The organism is Stenotrophomonas sp. YJH_SMC_64 (genome assembly GCF_059371375.1).
Window position 1 is genome coordinate 187,719 of sequence record NZ_JCAFUN010000008.1, and the last position, 19,353, is coordinate 207,071.

The window sequence follows — 19,353 nt, forward strand, 5'->3', positions numbered from 1 at the left end:
AACAGGCCTGCGAGTTTACGCAATCCGCGCGTCGGTAGTGCCGGCCGCTGGCCGGCACCCCTGGGACGATCTGCGACGCCGGGTCGCATCTGCCGGCCAGCGGCCGGCACTACCATCGGCATTCACCGCTACAATTGCCATCGCACTCCGGCATGAAGACCCCTGCCCCTTGAACACCCCTGCATTGCTGGCCGCCAGCGGCCTGAGCTTCTCCCGCAATGACGAGCCGGTGTTCGGCCCGCTGGACTTCCATGTGGACGCCGGCGAAGCCCTGCTGGTGCAGGGCGGCAATGGCGCCGGCAAGACCACCCTGCTGCGCGTGCTGGCCGGCCTGGCCCGGCCCGGCGCCGGCCAGGTGCGGATCGACGGCAAGCCGGCGAGCAATGCCGAACGTGCACGCTACGTGGCCTACCTCAGCCATCTGCCGGCCCTGAAGCCAGACCTGGACACGCTGGAGAACCTGCACTTCCTGTGCGGCCTGCATGGACGGCGTGCGCGGCAGATGCCCGGCAACGCGCTGGCCATCGTGGGCCTGGCCGGTTATGAGGACACCCTCGTTCGGCATCTGTCCGCCGGGCAGAAGCGGCGGCTGGCACTGGCACGCATCTGGCTGTCGCCGGCGCCGCTGTGGCTGCTGGACGAGCCCTATGCCAACCTCGACCTGGAGGGCATCACCCTGGTCAACCGGATGATCTCGGCGCACCTGCGCGCCGGCGGCGCTGCGCTGGTCACCACCCATGGCGCCTACGCCGCACCGCCGGTGCGTACCCGCCAGCTCGACCTCGGCGGTGCCGCATGATCGCGCCGGGTACCGAACCAGGCCTGTGGCAGACCGCAGGCGCCCTGCTCAAGCGCGACCTGCGCCTGCTCTGGCGCCGCCGCGGCGATGCGCTGCAACCACTGCTCTTCGCGGTGCTGGTAGTGGTGCTGTTCGCGCTGGCCCAAGGCCGCGAACCACAGCTGCTGGCCACCACCGCGGGCGCGGTGCTGTGGCTGGCCGTGCTGCTGGCGGGACAGCTGTCGCTGGATTCACTGTTCCGTTCCGACGCCGAAGATGGCTCGCTGGAACAGTGGCTGCTGGCGCCGGTGCCGTTGGCCTGGCTGGTGCTGGTGCGCGTGCTCCTGCACTGGGCGACCACTGCGCTGCCGCTGATCGTGGTCAGCCCGCTGTTGGCCGAAATGCTGCATCTGCCGCATGACCGGCTGCCGATGTTGCTGGCATCGTTGCTGCTGGGAACGCCGTTGCTGAGCCTGATCGGTGGCGTGGTCGCCGCACTGACCGTTGGCATCCGACGCTCTGGTATTCTCGTGGCGCTGCTGTCGCTGCCGCTGTACGTGCCGGTGCTTGTGTTCGGCGCCGGCAGCCTGGCGGCAGCCGGACGCGGGCAGGATCCGGTCGGTGCGCTGCTGATGCTGGGCGCTGGCCTGCTGCTCGCGCTGGTGCTGGCTCCGCTGGCCACTGCCGCTGCAATACGTATTTCTCTGAGTTGACCGAGCTGAGAGCCAATCCACCCCTGCTGGATAGCCGCCACGCATGAATCCGATTGTCCGCTGGTTCCACCAACTCGGTTCGCCTCCCACGTTCGACCGTTTCGCTGCCCGCTGGTCGCGGGTGTTCTACCTCGCGGCGGTGCCGGTGCTGCTGGTCGGCATGTGGCAGGCGCTGCTGGTGGTGCCGCCGGAAGCCAAGCAGCTGGACAGCTTCCGCATCCTTTACATCCACGTGCCCAGTGCCTGGATGAGCCTGTTCGTATTCGCGCTGATGGCGCTGTATGCCGCCATCGCGCTGATCTGGCGGATCAAGGTCTGCGAGATCCTGGCCATGGCCTGCGCGCCGATGGGCGCCGGTTTCACCCTGATCACCCTGCTGACCGGCAGCATCTGGGGCAAGGGCACCTGGGGCACCTGGTGGGACTGGGACCCGCGCATGACCAGCGAGCTGGTGCTGCTGTTCCTGTACCTGGGCGTGATCGGCCTCTACCACGCCATCGAGGACCGCCGCAGCGCCGCACGTGCGGCGGGACTGCTGGCCATTGTCGGCGTCAGCCTGCTGCCGGTGATCCGCTATTCGGTGGACTGGTGGGGCGGCCTGCATCAGCGCCAGTCGATCAACGTGTTCGGTGAATCGGCGATCAGCAGCGCGATGATCGCGCCGCTGTGGTGGATGGTGATCGGCACCAAGTTCTGGTTCGCCGGTTCGGTGCTGGCCAAGGCGCGCGCCGACAATCTCGACCGCGAGGCCGGCAAGGCCTGGGTCGGTGGACGCGTCGGTGCCGAACGCCCGGTCCGGGAGGCCCAGCCATGACCCACCTTCCCTATTTGATCGGCGCCTACGCCGTGTTCGTGCTGGTGCTCGGCGCCGACGCCATCGGTTCGTGGCTGCGCCTGCGCGTGGCACGCCGGCTGGCACTGGCCCGCCAGCAGCGGCAGCAGACCCGCGCCGGCAGGCAGGACGCAGCTGTGCCGCTGTCGACGGAGCTGGAACGATGACCCCGGTACAGCGTCGCCGCTTGGCATGGGTGCTGCTGGCCCTGCTCGCCTCCGGGCTGGCCACTGCGCTGGTGGCGATGGCACTGGAGCGCAACATCGCCTACCTGTACACGCCTTCGGAAGTGCTGCGCGGTGATGTCGATGCGCAGTCGCGCTTCCGCTTGGGCGGCATGGTGGTGAAAGGCTCCTTCAATCGGCCGGTCGGCTCGCTGGAAGCACGTTTCGAAGTGACCGACGGCGACGCGCAGCTGGCAGTGACCACCTCGCGGATCCTGCCGGACATGTTCGCCGAAGGCACGGCGGTGGTCGCCAGCGGCCGCCTGCAGGGCGGCACCTTCGTCGCCGACGAAGTGCTGGCCAAGCACGATGAGAAGTACGTGCCGAAGGAAGTGGCCGACAAGATGGGCGATGCCCACCGCAAGCACGATGTGCCGGTGACGGCCCCCGAGGTGCGCTGAGTGCTGCCCGAACTGGGTCAGATCCTGCTGATGTGCGCATTGCTGGCCTCGCTGCTGCAGGCCGGCCTGCCGCTGGTCGGCGCACATCGCAACAACACGGCATGGATGGCGGTCGCACGGCCAGCCGCGTTCGCGCAGCTGCTGCTGCTCGCCGGCGCGTTCGCGGTGCTGACCGCCGCATTCGTGCAGCAGGATTTCTCAGTGCGCTACGTGGCCGAGAACTCCAATTCGCTGCTGCCGATGATCTACCGCTATTCGGCGGTCTGGGGCGCGCATGAAGGCTCACTGCTGATGTGGGCGCTGGTGCTGGCATTGTGGACCGGCGCGGTGGCGCTGTTCTCCCGGCACCTGCCGGCACCGGTGCAGGCGCGTGTACTGGCGGTGATGGGCATCGTCAGCGTCGGCTTCCTCGCCTTCCTGATCTTCACTTCCAACCCGTTCCTGCGCCTGAACCCGGCGCCGCTGGAAGGACGCGATCTCAACCCACTGCTGCAGGACCCGGGGCTGATCATCCATCCACCGATGCTGTACATCGGTTACGTGGGTTTCGCCGTTCCGTTCGCATTCGCGGTGGCGGCGCTGCTGGAAGGTCGCGTGGATGCGCGCTGGCTGCGCTGGACGCGGCCGTGGACGAACGTCGCGTGGGGCTTCCTGACCCTGGGCATCGCGCTGGGCAGCTGGTGGGCCTACTACGAGCTGGGCTGGGGTGGCTGGTGGTTCTGGGACCCGGTGGAAAATGCCAGCTTCATGCCCTGGCTGGTCGGCGCGGCACTGATCCATTCGCAGGCGGTCACTGAGAAGCGCGGCACCTTCGGCAGCTGGACCCTGCTGCTGGCGATCGCCGCCTTCGCGCTGTCGCTGCTGGGCACCTTCCTGGTGCGCTCCGGTGTGCTGACCAGCGTGCATTCGTTCGCTGCCGATCCCTCGCGCGGCCTGTTCATCCTGGTGTTCCTGTCGGTGCTGGTCGGCGGCAGCCTGCTGCTGTACGCGCTGCGCGCCAGCCAGCTGAGCGTGGACGCCGACGACCCGCGCCGTGGTTTCACCGCCACCTCGCGCGAGACCCTGCTGCTGGCCAACAACCTGCTGCTGGCCACGGCCTGCGCGATGGTGCTGCTCGGCACGCTGTATCCGTTGCTGGCCGATGCGCTGTCGCTGGGCAAGATCTCGGTCGGCCCGCCCTACTTCGGCAGCCTGTTCCTGCTGCTGATGGCGCCAATGATCCTGCTGCTGCCGTTCGGCCCACTGGTGAAATGGCAGCGTGACCAGCCCTCGCGCGCCTTCGCGCTGCTGGCACCGTGGCTGGGCCTGGCGCTGCTGCTGGGCGCGATGGCCTGGTGGCAGGCGCCGCAGAACGGCTGGAAGGCCGGCATCGGCGTGGCCGCTGCGGCCTGGGTCGCACTCGGTACCGCACGCTTCGTCTGGCAGCGACTGCGCGGCAACGGCCGCTTCACCGCCGAAATGCTCGGCATGATCGTTGCCCACGCCGGCATCGCCGTGTTCCTGGCCGGCGCGCTGCTGGTGGAAGCCTTGAACGTGCAGCGCGAAGTGGCGCTGGCCCCGGGCCAGCAGCTGGTGGTCGGTCGCTACGAAGTGCGCTTCGAGGGCGTGGACCATCGCGAAGGCCCCAATTTCATCGCCGACCGCGGTCACCTGCGGGTGTTCCGCGACGGCCGCGAACTGGACCTGCTGCACCCGGAGAAGCGCCAGTACGCCAGCGGCGGCCAGGTGATGACCGAGGCCGGCATCGATGCACGCTTCGACGGCGATGTCTACGTGGCATTGGGCGAGCCGCTGGGCAACAATGCATGGGCGGTACGGGTGCACATCAAGCCGTTCGTGCGCTGGATCTGGCTGGGCGCGCTGTTGATGGCCCTGGGCGGATTCATCGCCGCCGCCGACCGCCGTTTCCGTCGTCCGTAGGAGTTTCCATGTCCGAGTCCCCCGCCCCGCGCCCCTCCCGCCCGCTGCCGCCGGTAGCCATCGTGATCGGCGTGCTGTTTTTCTTCGGCCTGCTCGGGCTGATGATCTACGGGGTTATGAAATCGGGTGATCCGCAGCGCGACGTGCTGCCATCGGCGCTGATCGACAAGCCGGCGCCAGCGTTCGCGCTGCCGGTGCTGCACGACCCGGAAATGATCGTGCACAGCGACGAACTGCGTGGCGCGCCGTACCTGTTGAACGTGTGGGGCAGCTGGTGCGCGGCCTGCCGCGAGGAACACCCGGTGCTGACCCGTTTCGCCGAGAGCAAGCGCGTGCGCGTGATCGGCTACAACTGGAAGGATGAACCGACCGATGCCCTGCATTGGCTGGAACAGCTGGGCAACCCGTTCATGGTCGTGCTCAGCGACGTGGAAGGCCGCACCGCGATCGACTGGGGCGTGACCGCCGCACCGGAAACCTTCCTTGTCGACGGCAGCGGCATCGTGCGCTGGAAGTACAGCGGTGCGATGACCCAGCGCGTGGTCGACGAGAAGCTGATCCCGGCGCTGGAGAAGATCGAGAAGGCCCAGGGCAATGCCGGCAGCACGTTGCACACGGCGCCCTGAGCCCATGCGCTGGCTGCTGGCGCTGCTGCTCCTGATGCTGCCGCTGGCCGCGCTGGCACAGCAGCCGCTGCATGATCCGCAGCCGCTGCAGTTCCGCGATGGCGCCGAAGAACGCCGCTTCCACGACCTGGCCGCGCAGCTCCGCTGCGTGCAGTGCCAGAACCAGTCGCTGGCCGATTCCAACGCGCAGATCGCGCAGGACCTGCGCCGCGAGGTGCTGCAGCTGATGCAGCAGGGCCACGACGACGCGCAGATCAAGCAGTTCCTGGTCGCGCGCTACGGTGAGTTCGTGCTCTATCAGCCACCGTTGCAGCCGGGCACCTGGCTGCTGTGGGGCGGTCCCCTGCTGATGCTCGGTGCGGGTGCTCTGGTGGTGCTGGGCATCGTCCGCCGCCGTGGCCGTACGGTTGGCGCCGCAGCGGCCGGCAAGGCCGATGAAGGAGACGGATGGTGAGCCATTGGCTGCCGATGCTGGCCGGTCTGGTTGCTGCGTTGATGGCAGCGCTGGTGCTGTGGCCGCTGCGCCACTCTGGCCGCCGCGGTTTCGTGGTCGGCGTGTTCGCACTGGGCGTGGCCGGTGCCTGCCTGTATCTGCTGGTCGGTGATCCGCGTGCAGCACAGGTGCAACCGACGCCTTCGGTAGCCACCCTGCGCGATGGCGTGCAGGCCCTGCAGGATGCACTGAAGCGTGACCCACAGCGGGCCGATGGCTGGGCGCTGCTGGGCCGGTCGCAAGCCGAACTGGGCAATGCCGCAGCCGCGGCGGACGCGTTCGCGCGGGCCGCCACTCTCGCCCCGGAAGACCCCGGCGTGCTGGTGGAGGCGGCGCAGGCACGTGCGCAGGCCGATGCCGGCAAGCAGTTCGATGACACGGCGATGGCCTGGCTGCAGCAGGCGCGTGCGCTGGCGCCCGATGCCGAGCGTGCCAGCTGGCTGCTGGGTATCGCCCTGCGTCAGCGCGGAAAGAATGCCGAGGCCGCAGATGTGTGGAGCGGCCTGCTGCCACGGCTTGAGCCCGGCGTCGCGCAGGCGCTGCAGGCGCAGATCGCCATCGCCCGTGAAGCCGCCGGTCAGCCGTCCGATGCAGCCGTTGCGGCGCCACCGGCGCTGTTGCAGGTGCGCGTGCAGTTGCCTGCGTTGAAGGGCACCGAGTGGCCGGCCAGCACCCAGGTATTCGTGCTGGCCCGCGCCGTGGGTGGACCGCCGATGCCGGTGGCCGCACGCAAGCTGCCCTTGGCCGGATTCCCGGCCACGGTCGGGCTGGGTGACGCTGACAGCCCGATGCCAACCGCACCGCTGTCGGCCCATCGCGAAGTGGAAGTGCTGGCACGCATCTCGCGCACCGGCAGCGCCAACCGCAGCGAAGATGACCTGCAGAGCGTGCCGGTGAAGGTGAGCCTGCCCCACGACGGTGTTGTGGAGCTGCGCTTCCCGTAACGCGCCGCGGTAGTGCCGGCCGCTGGCCGGCAACCTCATGAATCGTGATGCGCCTGCGAGGTTGCCGGCCAGCGGCCGGCACTACCTGCATCGCCGATGGAAACCAGCGTGTCGCCAGCTCCACATGCGGCCCCGCTAGAATGCCTGCATGACCGAATTCATCCCGCCCGGCACCCGCTTCCACGCCCTGCCCTCGCCCTTCCCGTTCAAGCGCGGCGGCGCCCTGCACGGCGCGCGCGTCGCCTATGAGACCTGGGGAACACTGGCGGCCGACGCCAGCAACGCGATCCTGATCGTGACCGGCCTCTCGCCGGATGCACATGCGGCAGCCAACGACGCCAACCCGGCAGCGGGCTGGTGGGAAGGCATGGTCGGACCCGGCAAGGCGATCGATACCGACCGCTGGTTCGTGGTCTGCGTGAACTCGCTGGGCAGCTGCAAGGGCTCGACCGGTCCGGCCTCGCTCAACCCGGCCACCGGCCAACCGTATCGTCTCGACTTCCCCGAGCTGTCGATCGAAGACGGCGCGCGCGCCGCGATCGAAGTCGTGCGCGCCCTGGGCATCGAACAGCTGGCCTGCGTGGTCGGCAATTCGATGGGCGGCATGACCGCGCTGGCCGTGCTGATGCTGCACCCGGGCATTGCGCGCAGCCACGTCAACATTTCCGGCAGCGCGCAGGCGCTGCCGTTCTCGATCGCGATCCGCTCGCTGCAGCGCGAAGCGATCCGCCTTGATCCACGCTGGAATGGTGGCCACTACGACGACGACGCGTATCCCGAGTCCGGCATGCGCATGGCGCGCAAGCTGGGCGTGATCACCTACCGCTCGGCACTGGAATGGGATGGCCGCTTCGGCCGCGTGCGGCTGGATTCGGACCAGACCGACGACGATCCGTTCGGTCTGGAATTCCAGGTGGAAAGCTACCTGGAAGGCCACGCACGGCGCTTCGTGCGTTTCTTCGACCCCAACTGCTATCTGTACCTGAGCCGCTCGATGGACTGGTTCGACCTGGCCGAGTATGCCGATGGCGATGTGCTGGCCGGGCTGGCGAAGATCCGGGTGGAGAAGGCGCTGGCCATCGGCGCCAACACCGACATCCTGTTCCCGGTGCAGCAGCAGCAACAGGTCGCCGATGGCCTGCGTGCCGGAGGCGCTGACGCCCATTTCATCGGATTGGAGTCACCGCAGGGTCACGACGCCTTCCTGGTCGATTTCGAGCGTTTCGGCCCCGCCGTGCGCGGCTTCCTCGACGCGCTGTAAGTGGCGTGGCGGCGTAACCTCGCGTTGGCCGCGTTCGGCGCGTTGATCGCGCTGATGGTCAGCGGTGTGCTGCCGCTGTGGCTGGGCGGCTGGTGCATGCTGACCAGCGCGGTGTCGTTCGCGCTGTACGGCCAGGACAAGCGCGCGGCGCAGCGAAAGCAATGGCGCATTCCCGAACGCACCCTGCAACTGCTGGCCTTTGCCGGTGGCTGGCCGGGCGCGCTGCTGGGCCAGGCGCTGTTCCGACACAAGCACCGCAAGGCCGCATTCCAGTGGGTGTTCTGGTTGTGCGTGCTGGCCAACGTGGCCTCGATCGCGGTGATGCTGCGCGAGTTCTCGCGGTAACCGTTCGAATGGGTAATGCCGGCCGCTGGCCGGCAATTCCGTGTCCGTATCAGGCGCCATGAGGTTGCCGGCCAGCGGCCGGCACTACCGGTTCACGCTTCGCGGACCAGAGCCCCGTCGCGCAACCGGTACTGCGCATCGACCACGCCTTCGGGCAGGTCGTCGTGGGTGATCATCAACAGGCTGCGCCCGTCCAGCAAACCGGAAAGGTCCTGCAACAGCGCGCGTGCGGTATCCACGTCGAGGCCTTCGGTCGGTTCGTCCAGCAGCAGGATCGGCGCATTGCGCAGCAGTGCACGGGCCAACGCCAACCGCCGCGCCTGCCCGGCCGACATCGTCGCGCCGTTCTCGCCCACCCAGGCCTGCAGGCCGCCGTTGCGCTCGGCCCATTCGCCCAGGCGCACGCGGCGCAGCACCGCCCACAAGGCGGCGTCGCTGGCATCGGGATCACCCAACCGCAGGTTCTCGGCCACGCTGCCGGCAAACACCGGCGCGTTCTGCGGCAGCCACGCCAGTTGCCGGTGCCAGTCGGCCTGGGCGAAATCACGCAGATCGCGGCCACCGTAGGTCAGCCGCCCCTGCTGCGGATCCCACAACCGCAGCAGCAGGCTCGACAGCGTGGTCTTGCCGCTGCCGCTGTCTCCACGGATGGCGATGCGTTCGCCTGGCGCCAGGGTCAGCTGCAGGCCGGACAACACCGGCCGCGCGCCGCCTGGCCACTGGAAATGCACGTCATCCCAATGCACGCGCGCAGCCGGCGGCACCACCTGTGGCGCCTGCGGATCGTCCACCGTCGGCGGTTGCTCGACGATCGCCTGCAGGCGATCGGCGGAAATGCGCCCGGACTGCAGCGACTGCCAGGCCAGGCCCATGCCGGCCCACAGCTCGATCAACGCCACGGTGAGGAACACCAAACCTGCGGCCATTTCCGGTGCGATGCGCCGCTGCTCGGCCGCGTGCAGGGCCAACGCCAGCATCGCCACCAGGCCCAGCCCGGCCACCAGGCCATGCAGGGTCGAGGCCGCGATCAGGCGCCAGCGCCGACGACGATCCCGCGAGGCCAGCTGCTTGGCAGCTACGCGTACCTTCAGCTGCCAGGCCGCATCGGCGTGCAGCGCGGCCAGGTCACCCGCACCTTCCAGCCCTTCGAATGCAGCGGTACGCAATGCGGCACGATGCGCGGCACGGTCGGCCTCTTCGTCGTCATGGCCACGCACGCCCAGCCACGGCACCCCGAAGGCGATCAGCAGCGCCAGCACCGCCAGCAGCACCGCAGCCGACGGCAGGATCAGTGCCGCCGAAACGATCGCGACCAGCGACAATCCGCCCAACGCCACCAGCGGCCCGATCGCACGCACCAGCAGGCCGTCCACTTCACCGATGTCGCCGAGCAGGCGCGCCAGAAGGTCGCCGGTGCGCGTAGCCCCCAATCGTGCGGGTGCCAGCGGCAACGCGCGGCGGAAGAACCACACGCGCAGGTCGCGGGCGATGCGCAGCGTGGCGTCGTGGCCGACCAGCTTCTCGAAATAGCGCGACACGATGCGCGCCATCGTCAGCCCGCGTATACCCGCGGACGGTGAGAAGAAGTTGAAGCCTTGGCCGAGGCCGGCCGCACCAGCCAACGCGGCGGCGGTGAGGAAGCCACCGGACAGGCCAAGCAAGGCGGTGCCGGCCAGCATGGTGGTCCACAGCAGCAGCACGGTCAGCAGCAGGCGCGGCCGATGGCGCAGGAACACCGCACGCAGCGAATCAGGCGAACGGCTCATGCGCGCACCGCCTGTGCCGGTTCGACCAGGCGCCCTTCCGGCAGCAGCAGGCAGCGGTCGGCCCAGGCGATCACCGCCGGGCTGTGGGTGGCGACCACCACACTGCGGCCCCGCGCATAGGCAGCCAGGCTGCGCAGCAGTGCGGCCTCGGTATCGGCGTCGAGAAACGCGGTGGGTTCGTCCAGCAACAGCACCTGCGGGTCGCGCAGCAACAACCGGGCCAGGCCGATACGACGGGCTTCGCCGCCGGACAGGCCGAAGCCACGTTCGCCGATCACCGTGTCCAGGCCCTGTGGCAGGCGCTGTGCGAACTGCAGCACCTGCGCGGCCTCGGCCACCGCACGAAGACGCGCATCGCTGGCACCGGGATCAGCCAGCCGCAGGTTGTCGGCGATGCTGCCGTGGAACAGGTACGGACGCTGGCTGGCATAGGCCACCTGCACGCCAGGCCGCAGCTGCAGCTTGCCGGCGCGCGGCGGCAGCCAGCCGGCCAGCGCTTCCAGCAGGGTGCTTTTACCGGAGCCGCTGGGACCAACCAGGGCCAGGCGCTGGCCCGGCTCCAGCCGCAGGTCCAGATCCTGCAGCACATCCTGCGGCGCGCCCAGCGGACGCAGCACCAGCCCTTGTGCCTGCAGCGGCGGCAAGGCGGCCTCGGCCGGCTCCACCGCCAGCGGTGCAACCTCGTTCTCGATCAGGCCCTGCTCATCGGGCAGCGACTGCAGCAGGCGCTCCACTTCGGCGGCGGCGGCCAGTGCATTGGCGCGATCATGGTAGTGCGCGGCCAGCCGTCGCAGCGGCGCATAGAATTCCGGTGCCAGCAGCAGGCAGAACAGCCCCGCACCCAGCGTCGGCACCGCTGCATGCAGCGACATCATGCCCAGATAGCTCAGGCCCAGGTACAGCGCCACCATCGCCACGCTCACCGAGGCGAAGAATTCCAGCACCGTGGACGACAGGAAGGCAATCCGCAGCACCTTCAGCGTGCGCACGCGCACGCCTTCAGCGGCGGCCTCGATACCCTCCAGCTCGGCGTCACCGCGGCCATACAGGCGTAGCAGGCCCAGGCCCTTGATCCGGTCGGCGAAATGGCCGCTCATGCGTGCCAGCTCACCCAGCTGCGCACGGCCGGCCGCTTCGGCGCCCCAGCCCACCAGCATCATGAAAAATGGCACCAGCGGCGCAGTGAACAGCAGGATCAGCGCCACCACCCAGTCGACCCAGGCGACAGCGGCCAGGATCAGCAGCGGCACCACCACCACTTCAGTGCGCACCGGCAGGAAGCCGCTGTAATAGCTCTCGATCGCATCACCGTGATGCAGCATCAGTTCGCCCAGTTCGCCGGTGCGGCGCTGCCGCAGCCACAGTGGGCCGTGGCCCAGCAGGCGTGCGAACACGCGTTCGCGCAATGCCAGGCGTGCGGCGTCGGCCACGTCACCGGCGGCGGCCTGGGTGGCGCTGCCCAGCAGGGTGCGCAGCACCAGGATCACCGCCAATCCCGCCAGCACCGGCAGGCCAGAGGCCAGCGGCACGCGCTCCACCAGCACCTGCTGCACCAGCCAGGCGATGGCGGCAGCCTGGCCGATCAACAGTGCGCCGGACAGGCTGATGCACAGCGCGGCCAGGCGCTGGCGGCCCCGGGCGGAGCGTGCCAGGTCGGCCAGCCAGGCCGTGCGCACACGCCGCTGGCGGGCGGTTTCAGCTTCCGGGGACAGGCCGTCAGGGGTCGTTTCGGCAGCGCTCAAGAGGTCTTCACGGGCAACGGGGGAGACACGGCATTGTAGGCGCAGGCAATAGCCCGCCCCTGCGGCCGGCGGTCGCAGTCTTCATCAGGTTGGCATACGATCAACCGGGGCACCTGTTCATACATTGATCTGGATCAAGGCTGTTTGAAGTAGTCGGTCACATCATTCACGTCGTAGACCACCCTTCCCGCCACCTGCAACGGCACTATCCAACGAGGTAGCCAGGCCATGATTGATCAGACAGTCGTAGAACTGTCGCGGCTGCAATTCGCGCTGACCGCGATGTACCACTTCCTATTCGTACCGCTCACCCTCGGCCTGTCCTTCATGGTGGCCATCATGGAGAGCGTGTATGTGATGACCGGCAAGGAGATCTGGCGCAGGATGACCCTGTTCTGGGGCGTCCTGTTCGGCATCAACTTCGCCATGGGCGTTGCCACCGGCATCGTCATGGAATTCCAGTTCGGCATGAACTGGTCCTACTACAGCCACTACGTGGGTGACATCTTCGGTGCGCCACTGGCCATCGAAGGCCTGATGGCGTTCTTCCTGGAAGCGACCTTCGTCGGCCTGTTCTTCTTCGGCTGGAACCGCCTGAGCAAGGTCAAGCACCTGATGGTGACCTGGCTGATGGCGCTGGGGACCAACCTGTCGGCGATCTGGATCCTGGTGGCCAATGGCTGGATGCAGAACCCGACCGGTGCGGTGTTCAACCCGGAAACCATGCGCATGGAAGTGGTCGACTTCATGGCGGTGGTGTTCAACCCGGTGGCGCAGGCCAAGTTCGTGCACACCGTCAGCGCCGGCTACGTGACCGGTGCGGTGTTCGTGATGGCGATCAGCGCGCTGTTCCTGCTGCGCAACAAGCACAAGGACCTGGCCCGTCGTTCGTTTGCGGTGGCCGCGGCGTTCGGCCTGCTGTCATCGCTGTCGGTGGTCGTGCTGGGTGACGAGAGCGGTTACGCCGCCAGCGAACACCAGAAGATGAAGCTGGCCGCGATCGAAGCGATGTGGGAGACCGAGCGTGCGCCGGCCGACTTCACCGCCTTCGGCATCCCGAACCAGGAGACCCACCAGAACGACTACGCGGTGAAGATCCCCTACCTGATGGGCCTGATCGCCACCCGCTCGTTGAACCAGCCGATTCCCGGCATCCTGGAACTGGTCGAGCGCGCCGAACACCGCGTGCGTGGCGGCCAGCTGGCCTACGGTGCATTGGAACGCCTGCGCGCCAACAAGAACGACGTTGAAGCGCGCGAGATGTTCGACCGTCACTGGCAGGACCTGGGCCACGGCCTGCTGCTCAAGCGCTATCGTGATGACATCCTCAACGCCACCCCGCAGGAAATCTCGCAGGCGGCGATGGACACGGTGCCGCGCGTGATGCCGTTGTTCTGGACCTTCCGCGTGATGGCCGGCCTCGGCTTCTACCTCATCGCTTTCTTCGCCCTGGCCTTCTACTACTCCTGCCGCAACAATTTCCAGGACAAGCGCTGGTTCCTCAAGCTGGCCCTGTGGACGCTGCCGGCACCGTGGATCGCGATCGAGTGCGGCTGGTTCGTGGCCGAGTATGGTCGCCAGCCGTGGGCGGTCGATGGCGTGCTGCCGACCTTCTATGCAGCATCGGGGCTGGCCCTGCATGAAATCGTGCTGACCCTGGCCGGCTTCACCGCCATCTACACCGCGCTGATCGTGGTCGAGATCAAGCTGATGCTCAAGGCGATCCGCAAGGGTCCGGACGAGGTGCTGCCGTCACTGCAGTCGCCCCAGCCGCATGCTTCCCACAATGCCTCGGCGCCGGCCGCCGGCCAGGCCTGAGGCAGGAGAACCAAGATGGATTTCATTCTTCTGGACTACACCACGCTGCGCGTGATCTGGTGGCTGCTGCTCGGCATCCTGCTGATCGGTTTCGCCGTGATGGATGGTTTCGACCTGGGCGTGGGCACCCTGCTGCCCTTCGTCGCCCGCAACGACGCTGAGCGCCGGCTGGTGATCAATACCATCGGTCCGGTATGGGAAGGCAACCAGGTGTGGCTGATCCTGGGCGGCGGCGCGATCTTCGCCGCATGGCCGCCGCTCTACGCGGTCAGCTTCTCCGGGTTCTACCTGGCGATGTTCGTGATCCTGTTCGCGCTGATCCTGCGACCGGTCGGCTTCAAGTTCCGCAGCAAGATGCCCAGCGAGCGCTGGCGCAACACCTGGGACTGGGCGCTGTTCATCGGTGGCTTCATCCCGGCGCTGATCATGGGCGTGGCGGTGGGCAACGTGGTGCTGGGCGTGCCGTTCCACTTCGATGACAGCATGCGCATCTTCTACACCGGCTCGTTCTTCGGCCTGCTGATGCCCTTCGCGCTGCTGGCCGGCCTGCTCAGCGTGTCGATGCTGGTCGCCCACGGTGCCGCCATGCTGGTGCTGAAGACCGACGGCCCGGTGGCCGAACGTGCGGCCCGTTTCGGCAGCATCGCCGCGATCATCGCCTTCGTGCTGTTCGCGGTGGGCGGTGCCTGGGTGGCCTTCGGCCTGCCGGGTTACCAGATCACCTCGCAGGTGGTCACCGACGGCGCCACCAATCCGCTGCTGAAGACCGCCGAACTCGGCGCCGCCGGTGGCTGGATGCGCAACTACAGCGCCATGCCGGCCACGATCCTGGCGCCGCTGCTGGGCCTGGCCGGACTGCTGGCCAGTGCGGTACTGCTGCGGGCCCGTCGCGGCGGCCTGGCCTTCATCGCCTCGGGGGCCGCCATCGCCGGCATCATCCTGACCGTCGGCTTTGCGATCTTCCCGTTCCTGCTGCCGTCCTCGAGCCAGCCCACCTCCAGCCTGACCGTGTGGGACGCCTCGTCCAGCCACCTGACCCTGTGGATCATGCTGCTGGCCACGGCGGTGTTCCTGCCGATCATCCTCGCCTACACCACCTGGGTGTACCGCGTGCTGAAGGGCAAGACCACCACCGAAGAGATGGGTAACAACCCGAACGCGTATTGATTGCTTGCACGTGTGCCGACCAACGGTCGGCACCTACCCGGAATGAAGGAGACTGATCATGTGGTATTTCGCCTGGATTCTCGGTGCCGGCCTCGCCTCGACGGTGGCCATCCTCAACGGCATGTGGTTCGAAGCCCGCGAGCAGAACCGCATCGAGAAGGAAAATCGTCGCTGAGCTGTAAAAAAGCCTTGCCGCCTTGGCCTTCACACGGTATCTTAGGCGGCTCCTTCGGGGTGTAGCTCAGTCTGGTAGAGCGCTACGTTCGGGACGTAGAGGTCGCAGGTTCGAATCCTGTCTCCCCGACCACTTCGGTGGTCGCATTGAAGCCTGGTGAAGTCGTCCAGGCTTTTTTGTTCCCTGAAGTGGCACTGCTTCGGCAGTGTGAAGAAAACAGCATTCACCCCTTGCCGCCATCGGGGTGAATCGCTAGAATAGGCGGCTCCCTTCGGGGTGTAGCTCAGTCTGGTAGAGCGCTACGTTCGGGACGTAGAGGTCGCAGGTTCGAATCCTGTCTCCCCGACCACTTCGGTGGTCACCAAGAAGCCTGGAAGACATCACTGTCCTCCGGGTTTTTTTGTATCAGGCACCTGGCCGCCCGCATGACGGGACCTTGCCGGAGCCCGCACGTACAATGGCCGCGCTGCCGGCCCGCCAGCAGCCCCTCCCCCACCTGCCGCTTCGGCGTAGACCGATGCCGGCGCTGCATGCCATTGCCCCGGCGTGCGACACCTGCAAGGACCACCGATGAGTTCCTCCACTTCCGATTCGCCGTCGCTGCTGCACGGCCGCGTCCTCGCATTCGCCGCGATCCTGCTGGCAGCGATCAACCTGCGCACCGCGGTCACCTCGATCACCCCGCTGCTGGACGTGCTCGGCCAGCAGTTCGGTTTCGGTACCACCATGACCGGCGTGCTGGGCATGCTGCCGACCGCGTCGTTCGCACTGTTCGGCGTGGCCACGCCGGCGCTGGCGCGGCGCCTGGGCCTGGAGCGCACCACGCTGCTGGCGATGGTGATGGCGATGGCCGGCCTGCTGCTGCGTTCCAGCGCCGGCAACGTCGGCACGCTGCTGTTGGGTTCGGTGGTGGCACTGGCCGGCATGGGCATCGGCAACGTGGTGGTGCCGCCGCTGGTGAAGCGCTATTTCGCCAACAAGGTCGGCACCATGAGCACGCTCTACATCAGCGTGCTGCAGCTGGGCACCATGCTGCCGGCGCTGCTGGCGGTGCCGGTGGCCAACGCCGCAGGCTGGCGCGTGTCGCTGGGCATGTGGGCACTGCTGGCACTGGCCGCAGCATTGCCGTGGCTGGTTCTGGCCAGGCGCGCACCGAAGCCGCAGGCAGATGCCACCGACCCGGCCGCACAGCCGCATGGGAAAGTCTGGCGCACCTCACTGGGCTGGAGCATGACGCTGATGTTCGGCATGACTTCGCTGATGACCTATTCGATGTTCACCTGGCTGCCACGCATCGTGGTCGAGGCCGGCGGCACACCGGCCTTTGGTGGCGTGATGGTGGCGGTGTTCTCGGCGCTCGGGCTGCTGCCGTCGCTGGTCATTCCATCCATGGCAGTTCGCATGCAGAACCCGTTCCCGCTGGTGCTGATCGGCTTCTTCTCGTTCGTGATCGCCTTCACCGGCCTGCTGCTGGCACCGATGAAGGCCCCCCTGCTGTGGGCGTGCCTGCTCGGCGTCGGTCCATCCACCTTCCCGCTGGCGCTGACCCTGATCAACCTGCGCACGCGCACCCCCACCGGCTCGGCGGCACTGTCCGGCTTCATGCAGGGCGTGGGTTACAGCTTCAGCTGTCTGGGGCCGTTCCTGGTCGGCTGGCTGCATACGGTCAGCAACGGCTGGACGCTCCCGTTCAGCTTCCTGTTCGGCTGCGCCACCCTGATGCTGTGCGCCTCCTGGGTGGCCTGCAAGCCGCGCAAGCTGGAAGACCTCTGGTAAGCCGCGCAGGGCCTCGCAACCGGCCCTACCTACCGCTCGTCAGCCCGTCTGCGCATTTTGACACCGGGCTGACAATTCCGGGCGGATAGTGCCCACGAATGCCCATCCTTGCCGCGTGCCGGCATCGGGCATGGGGGCGGCAGCGCCGCCCAGGCCGCCATTCGGTGTGCGGGGGACTCTCGTTTCAGACAAGACATTGCAGGTCGCTGTCCGGGTTTGTATCCGTCCTTGCTGGACGGGAATGCACGAAGGGAGTGACGCGGGCCACGGCCACGCCAAAAGCTGGCATGTGATGTGCGTCACATTTCTCAGGTTGTCTGGTTCGGAAGCCAAGGGGGTCCCCAATGGTTGTCCACCGCCGGCTGGCGCTCTGCGTCGGCCTTGCCTGTACCGCCCTGGCCTGGGCCAGCAGCGCTGCCCCGCCTGACCGCGAGGCGGCCCTGGCCGAGATCGGCCGCTACCGCGACCAGGCCCGCTGGCTGGATGCCCTCGGTGCGATCGAGCGCGCCAGCCAAGAGCAACCCAACGACGACCTGCTGTTCAAGCTGCGCGTACTGACCCTGGGCGACATCGGCAACGCCTGGCGCGCCTGGGAGCTGTACCAGCAGCGCCCGCAGCTGTTCGACGCTGCACAGAAGCAACGCATCGAAGGCGACTACCTGGCCAAGCTGGTGGTCTGGAGCCTGGCCTACAGCAGCAGCGAAGACAGCCGCCTGGAAGAAGCCGAATCGACCCTGGCGCGCATGCAGCGCTACCTGGGCAGCGAAGGCACCCCGCCCGCGCAGGCGCCGCTTCGCGTCCGCATGGACCGGCTGATCCTGCTCAACCGGCTGGGCCGCCATGCGCAGGTGCGCGAGGAAGCCCGCGCACTGCAGGCCGAAGGCCATGCCCTGCCCGACTATGTGCTGCCTGCGGTCGGCGATTCGCTGATGGGCACCCTGCATCCGGAAGAAGCCATACCGGTGCTGCAGGCGGCAGTGGCCGGCGACCCGACACGCGATGCCTCGCATTCGGAACTGGCCTATGCCTACCTGGAGAGCGAGCAGCAGGAAAAGGCGATCGACCTGCTGCAGGCCTGGCGTGACAAGGAGCCGGCGTGGCGCTGGAGCAACGGCAAGTCACCGTACGCGAACTGGTCACGTTACGAGGCCGACCTGAATCTGGCGATGGTACGCGCCTATAGCGGCGACCTGCGCACCGCACAGCACGACCTGGAATCGATGGTCGACATCGCACCGGGCAACGGCGGCCTGCAGAGCGCGCTGGGCAGCGTGTACATGATGCGCGGATGGCCACGCATGGCACTGCAGCGCCAGCAGATGGCACATGCGCTGGACCCTCGCGACATCGAGCCGCGGCTGGGCATGGAGGAGGCCTACGTCGCCCTGCAGCGCGATGACCTGGCAAGGCCACTGCACGACGATCTTGTCGCACGCTACCCGACCCAACCCGCCGTCGAACGCATGGACCAGGCCTGGCGCGCGCATCGCGGTTGGCAGCTGAAGGCATGGACCGACATTGGTCGCAGCTCCGGCGGTGGCGGCACCTCGCCGCTGGGCAACAACGACCGTCACTACGGCATGGAAGTGCAGACACCGGTGCTCGACGACCGCTGGCGGTTGTTCGCCTTCGCCGACAGGCGCTCGGTCGACTTCCAGGACCAGCGCATCGACCCGCTGTGGCTGGGCGCGGGCGTACGCTACCGCTTTGGCCAGCTGGATGCGGAAGCGGCGGTACTGCGCGCCAACGACCACATTGGCGATACCGGCCTGCGCATCGGCGTGGGTTGGCAGTTCAACGATTACTGGCATGCCGGGCTGGTGGCCGCACGCAATGACCCGGAAGCCTCGATGCAGGCGCGCGTGGCGGGCATCAGCGCTGACAGCGTGAGCGCGCAGGTCGACTACCGGCGCAGCGAGCTGACCCACTGGATGTTCGGCGCCAGCCGCTTCCGCTACGACGACGGCAACCACCGCGAGCTGTTCAGCACCAGCCTCGAACAGCGCCTGCTGACCCGCCCGCGCTGGTTGATCGACGGCCTGGCCAGTGCCTACACCAGCCGGGGCAGCCGCGACGACGCGCCCTACTTCAACCCGAAGCGCGACCGCATGGTCGAGATCGGGCTGCGCATCGACCAGCAGCTGTGGCGGCACTACGAGCGCCACTTCCGGCACCGCCTGACGGTCTCGCTCGGTGACTACTGGCAGGACGGCTTCGGCAGCGCTCTGGTCCCTTCGGTGTCCTACATGCACGAATGGCAGCTGGGCCAGGGCCGCGTGTTCGAGTACGGCGTGCGCTGGTCGCGGCCGGTCTACGACGGCCACCGCGAGCGTCATATCGGCTTCGAAGCCGCACTGCGCTGGGGAGAGTGA

General features: G+C 67.8%; 18 protein-coding genes and 2 tRNA genes. 18 read left to right on the forward strand and 2 right to left on the reverse strand.

Annotated elements, in window-relative coordinates; genetic code table 11:
• The first annotated feature begins 229 nt into the window (after nucleotides 1–229).
• The 11 genes from ccmA to AC5P9L_RS10645 all read left to right on the forward strand — a co-directional run bounded on the left by ccmA (nucleotide 230) and on the right by AC5P9L_RS10645 (nucleotide 8,537).
• Nucleotides 230–799, forward strand: a complete 570-nt coding sequence (gene ccmA, locus AC5P9L_RS10595) for a heme ABC exporter ATP-binding protein CcmA (RefSeq protein WP_407070841.1) — start codon at nucleotides 230–232, stop codon at nucleotides 797–799.
• Nucleotides 796–1,491 (forward strand): heme exporter protein CcmB, encoded by a 696-nt coding sequence (gene ccmB / locus AC5P9L_RS10600; protein WP_262101784.1) that lies wholly within the window; start codon nucleotides 796–798, stop codon nucleotides 1,489–1,491. Before ccmA ends, ccmB begins: the two co-directional genes overlap by 4 nt.
• A gap of 43 nt (nucleotides 1,492–1,534) precedes the next feature.
• Nucleotides 1,535–2,305, forward strand: coding sequence for a heme ABC transporter permease CcmC (ccmC, locus tag AC5P9L_RS10605; RefSeq protein WP_005410341.1), 771 nt, complete (start codon nucleotides 1,535–1,537; stop codon nucleotides 2,303–2,305).
• A complete protein-coding gene (locus AC5P9L_RS10610) occupies nucleotides 2,302–2,490 on the forward strand; it encodes a heme exporter protein CcmD (protein WP_111118349.1) in 189 nt (62 codons plus the stop codon). Before ccmC ends, AC5P9L_RS10610 begins: the two co-directional genes overlap by 4 nt.
• Nucleotides 2,487–2,948 (forward strand): cytochrome c maturation protein CcmE, encoded by a 462-nt coding sequence (gene ccmE, locus AC5P9L_RS10615; protein ID WP_005413989.1) that lies wholly within the window; start codon nucleotides 2,487–2,489, stop codon nucleotides 2,946–2,948. The genes AC5P9L_RS10610 and ccmE overlap by 4 nt, the downstream gene beginning before the upstream one ends.
• Nucleotides 2,949–4,868 (forward strand): heme lyase CcmF/NrfE family subunit, encoded by a 1,920-nt coding sequence (locus AC5P9L_RS10620; RefSeq protein WP_262101785.1) that lies wholly within the window; start codon nucleotides 2,949–2,951, stop codon nucleotides 4,866–4,868.
• 8 nt (nucleotides 4,869–4,876) lie between these two features.
• On the forward strand, nucleotides 4,877–5,494 hold the full coding sequence (locus AC5P9L_RS10625) for a DsbE family thiol:disulfide interchange protein (protein ID WP_005410345.1): 618 nt from the start codon (nucleotides 4,877–4,879) through the stop codon (nucleotides 5,492–5,494).
• 4 nt (nucleotides 5,495–5,498) lie between these two features.
• Entirely contained in the window at nucleotides 5,499–5,948 is a 450-nt protein-coding gene (locus AC5P9L_RS10630; protein WP_005413991.1) for a cytochrome c-type biogenesis protein, read from the forward strand.
• Entirely contained in the window at nucleotides 5,942–6,931 is a 990-nt protein-coding gene (locus AC5P9L_RS10635) for a tetratricopeptide repeat protein (protein WP_262101786.1), read from the forward strand. The genes AC5P9L_RS10630 and AC5P9L_RS10635 overlap by 7 nt, the downstream gene beginning before the upstream one ends.
• A 148-nt stretch (nucleotides 6,932–7,079) precedes the next feature.
• Complete coding sequence (metX, locus tag AC5P9L_RS10640; protein WP_043035339.1) at nucleotides 7,080–8,192, forward strand: homoserine O-acetyltransferase MetX; 1,113 nt, start codon at nucleotides 7,080–7,082, stop codon at nucleotides 8,190–8,192.
• Nucleotides 8,193–8,537: a DUF1294 domain-containing protein gene (locus AC5P9L_RS10645; RefSeq protein ID WP_043035340.1), complete on the forward strand. Its 345-nt coding sequence runs from the start codon at nucleotides 8,193–8,195 to the stop codon at nucleotides 8,535–8,537. It abuts the gene before it with no gap.
• A gap of 92 nt (nucleotides 8,538–8,629) precedes the next feature.
• On the opposite strand, the gene cydC is transcribed toward AC5P9L_RS10645, so the two are convergent.
• The gene (cydC, locus tag AC5P9L_RS10650; RefSeq protein ID WP_012480819.1) at nucleotides 8,630–10,303 is read right to left on the reverse strand and encodes a thiol reductant ABC exporter subunit CydC; all 1,674 of its coding nucleotides are present in this window, start codon (nucleotides 10,301–10,303) and stop codon (nucleotides 8,630–8,632) included.
• Nucleotides 10,300–12,045 (reverse strand): thiol reductant ABC exporter subunit CydD, encoded by a 1,746-nt coding sequence (gene cydD, locus AC5P9L_RS10655; RefSeq protein ID WP_262101554.1) that lies wholly within the window; start codon nucleotides 12,043–12,045, stop codon nucleotides 10,300–10,302. Before cydD ends, cydC begins: the two co-directional genes overlap by 4 nt.
• Before the next feature lie 228 nt (nucleotides 12,046–12,273).
• Between cydD and AC5P9L_RS10660 the strand changes: the two genes are divergently transcribed.
• The 7 genes from AC5P9L_RS10660 (at nucleotide 12,274) to pgaA (ending at nucleotide 19,353) form a co-directional block, all read left to right on the forward strand.
• On the forward strand, nucleotides 12,274–13,863 hold the full coding sequence (locus AC5P9L_RS10660) for a cytochrome ubiquinol oxidase subunit I (protein WP_005410352.1): 1,590 nt from the start codon (nucleotides 12,274–12,276) through the stop codon (nucleotides 13,861–13,863).
• A 15-nt stretch (nucleotides 13,864–13,878) separates the two neighbouring features.
• Nucleotides 13,879–15,030: a cytochrome d ubiquinol oxidase subunit II gene (gene cydB / locus AC5P9L_RS10665; RefSeq protein WP_005410353.1), complete on the forward strand. Its 1,152-nt coding sequence runs from the start codon at nucleotides 13,879–13,881 to the stop codon at nucleotides 15,028–15,030.
• Between the two features lie 58 nt (nucleotides 15,031–15,088).
• Complete coding sequence (gene cydX, locus AC5P9L_RS10670; RefSeq protein ID WP_005410354.1) at nucleotides 15,089–15,205, forward strand: cytochrome bd-I oxidase subunit CydX; 117 nt, start codon at nucleotides 15,089–15,091, stop codon at nucleotides 15,203–15,205.
• A 55-nt stretch (nucleotides 15,206–15,260) separates the two neighbouring features.
• A tRNA-Pro gene (locus AC5P9L_RS10675) sits at nucleotides 15,261–15,337 on the forward strand.
• 140 nt (nucleotides 15,338–15,477) lie between these two features.
• Nucleotides 15,478–15,554: transfer RNA gene (locus AC5P9L_RS10680), tRNA-Pro, on the forward strand.
• A 221-nt stretch (nucleotides 15,555–15,775) separates the two neighbouring features.
• Nucleotides 15,776–16,981: a CynX/NimT family MFS transporter gene (locus tag AC5P9L_RS10685; protein ID WP_033832954.1), complete on the forward strand. Its 1,206-nt coding sequence runs from the start codon at nucleotides 15,776–15,778 to the stop codon at nucleotides 16,979–16,981.
• A gap of 344 nt (nucleotides 16,982–17,325) precedes the next feature.
• A complete protein-coding gene (gene pgaA / locus AC5P9L_RS10690; protein ID WP_065183462.1) occupies nucleotides 17,326–19,353 on the forward strand; it encodes a poly-beta-1,6 N-acetyl-D-glucosamine export porin PgaA in 2,028 nt (675 codons plus the stop codon).

What these genes read in the sequence shown, in the direction of transcription:
- ccmE (WP_005413989.1), top strand. Translation starts at nt 2,487, where the DNA reads ATGACCCCGGTACAGCGTCGCCGCTTGGCATGGGTGCTGCTGGCCCTG.
- metX (WP_043035339.1), top strand. Translation starts at nt 7,080, where the DNA reads ATGACCGAATTCATCCCGCCCGGCACCCGCTTCCACGCCCTGCCCTCG.
- AC5P9L_RS10610 (WP_111118349.1), top strand. Translation starts at nt 2,302, where the DNA reads ATGACCCACCTTCCCTATTTGATCGGCGCCTACGCCGTGTTCGTGCTG.
- AC5P9L_RS10685 (WP_033832954.1), top strand. Translation starts at nt 15,776, where the DNA reads ATGAGTTCCTCCACTTCCGATTCGCCGTCGCTGCTGCACGGCCGCGTC.
- ccmB (WP_262101784.1), top strand. Translation starts at nt 796, where the DNA reads ATGATCGCGCCGGGTACCGAACCAGGCCTGTGGCAGACCGCAGGCGCC.
- pgaA (WP_065183462.1), top strand. Translation starts at nt 17,326, where the DNA reads ATGGTTGTCCACCGCCGGCTGGCGCTCTGCGTCGGCCTTGCCTGTACC.
- AC5P9L_RS10625 (WP_005410345.1), top strand. Translation starts at nt 4,877, where the DNA reads ATGTCCGAGTCCCCCGCCCCGCGCCCCTCCCGCCCGCTGCCGCCGGTA.
- cydB (WP_005410353.1), top strand. Translation starts at nt 13,879, where the DNA reads ATGGATTTCATTCTTCTGGACTACACCACGCTGCGCGTGATCTGGTGG.
- AC5P9L_RS10660 (WP_005410352.1), top strand. Translation starts at nt 12,274, where the DNA reads ATGATTGATCAGACAGTCGTAGAACTGTCGCGGCTGCAATTCGCGCTG.
- cydC (WP_012480819.1), bottom strand. Translation starts at nt 10,303, where the DNA reads ATGAGCCGTTCGCCTGATTCGCTGCGTGCGGTGTTCCTGCGCCATCGG.
- cydX (WP_005410354.1), top strand. Translation starts at nt 15,089, where the DNA reads ATGTGGTATTTCGCCTGGATTCTCGGTGCCGGCCTCGCCTCGACGGTG.
- ccmC (WP_005410341.1), top strand. Translation starts at nt 1,535, where the DNA reads ATGAATCCGATTGTCCGCTGGTTCCACCAACTCGGTTCGCCTCCCACG.
- AC5P9L_RS10635 (WP_262101786.1), top strand. Translation starts at nt 5,942, where the DNA reads ATGGTGAGCCATTGGCTGCCGATGCTGGCCGGTCTGGTTGCTGCGTTG.
- AC5P9L_RS10630 (WP_005413991.1), top strand. Translation starts at nt 5,499, where the DNA reads ATGCGCTGGCTGCTGGCGCTGCTGCTCCTGATGCTGCCGCTGGCCGCG.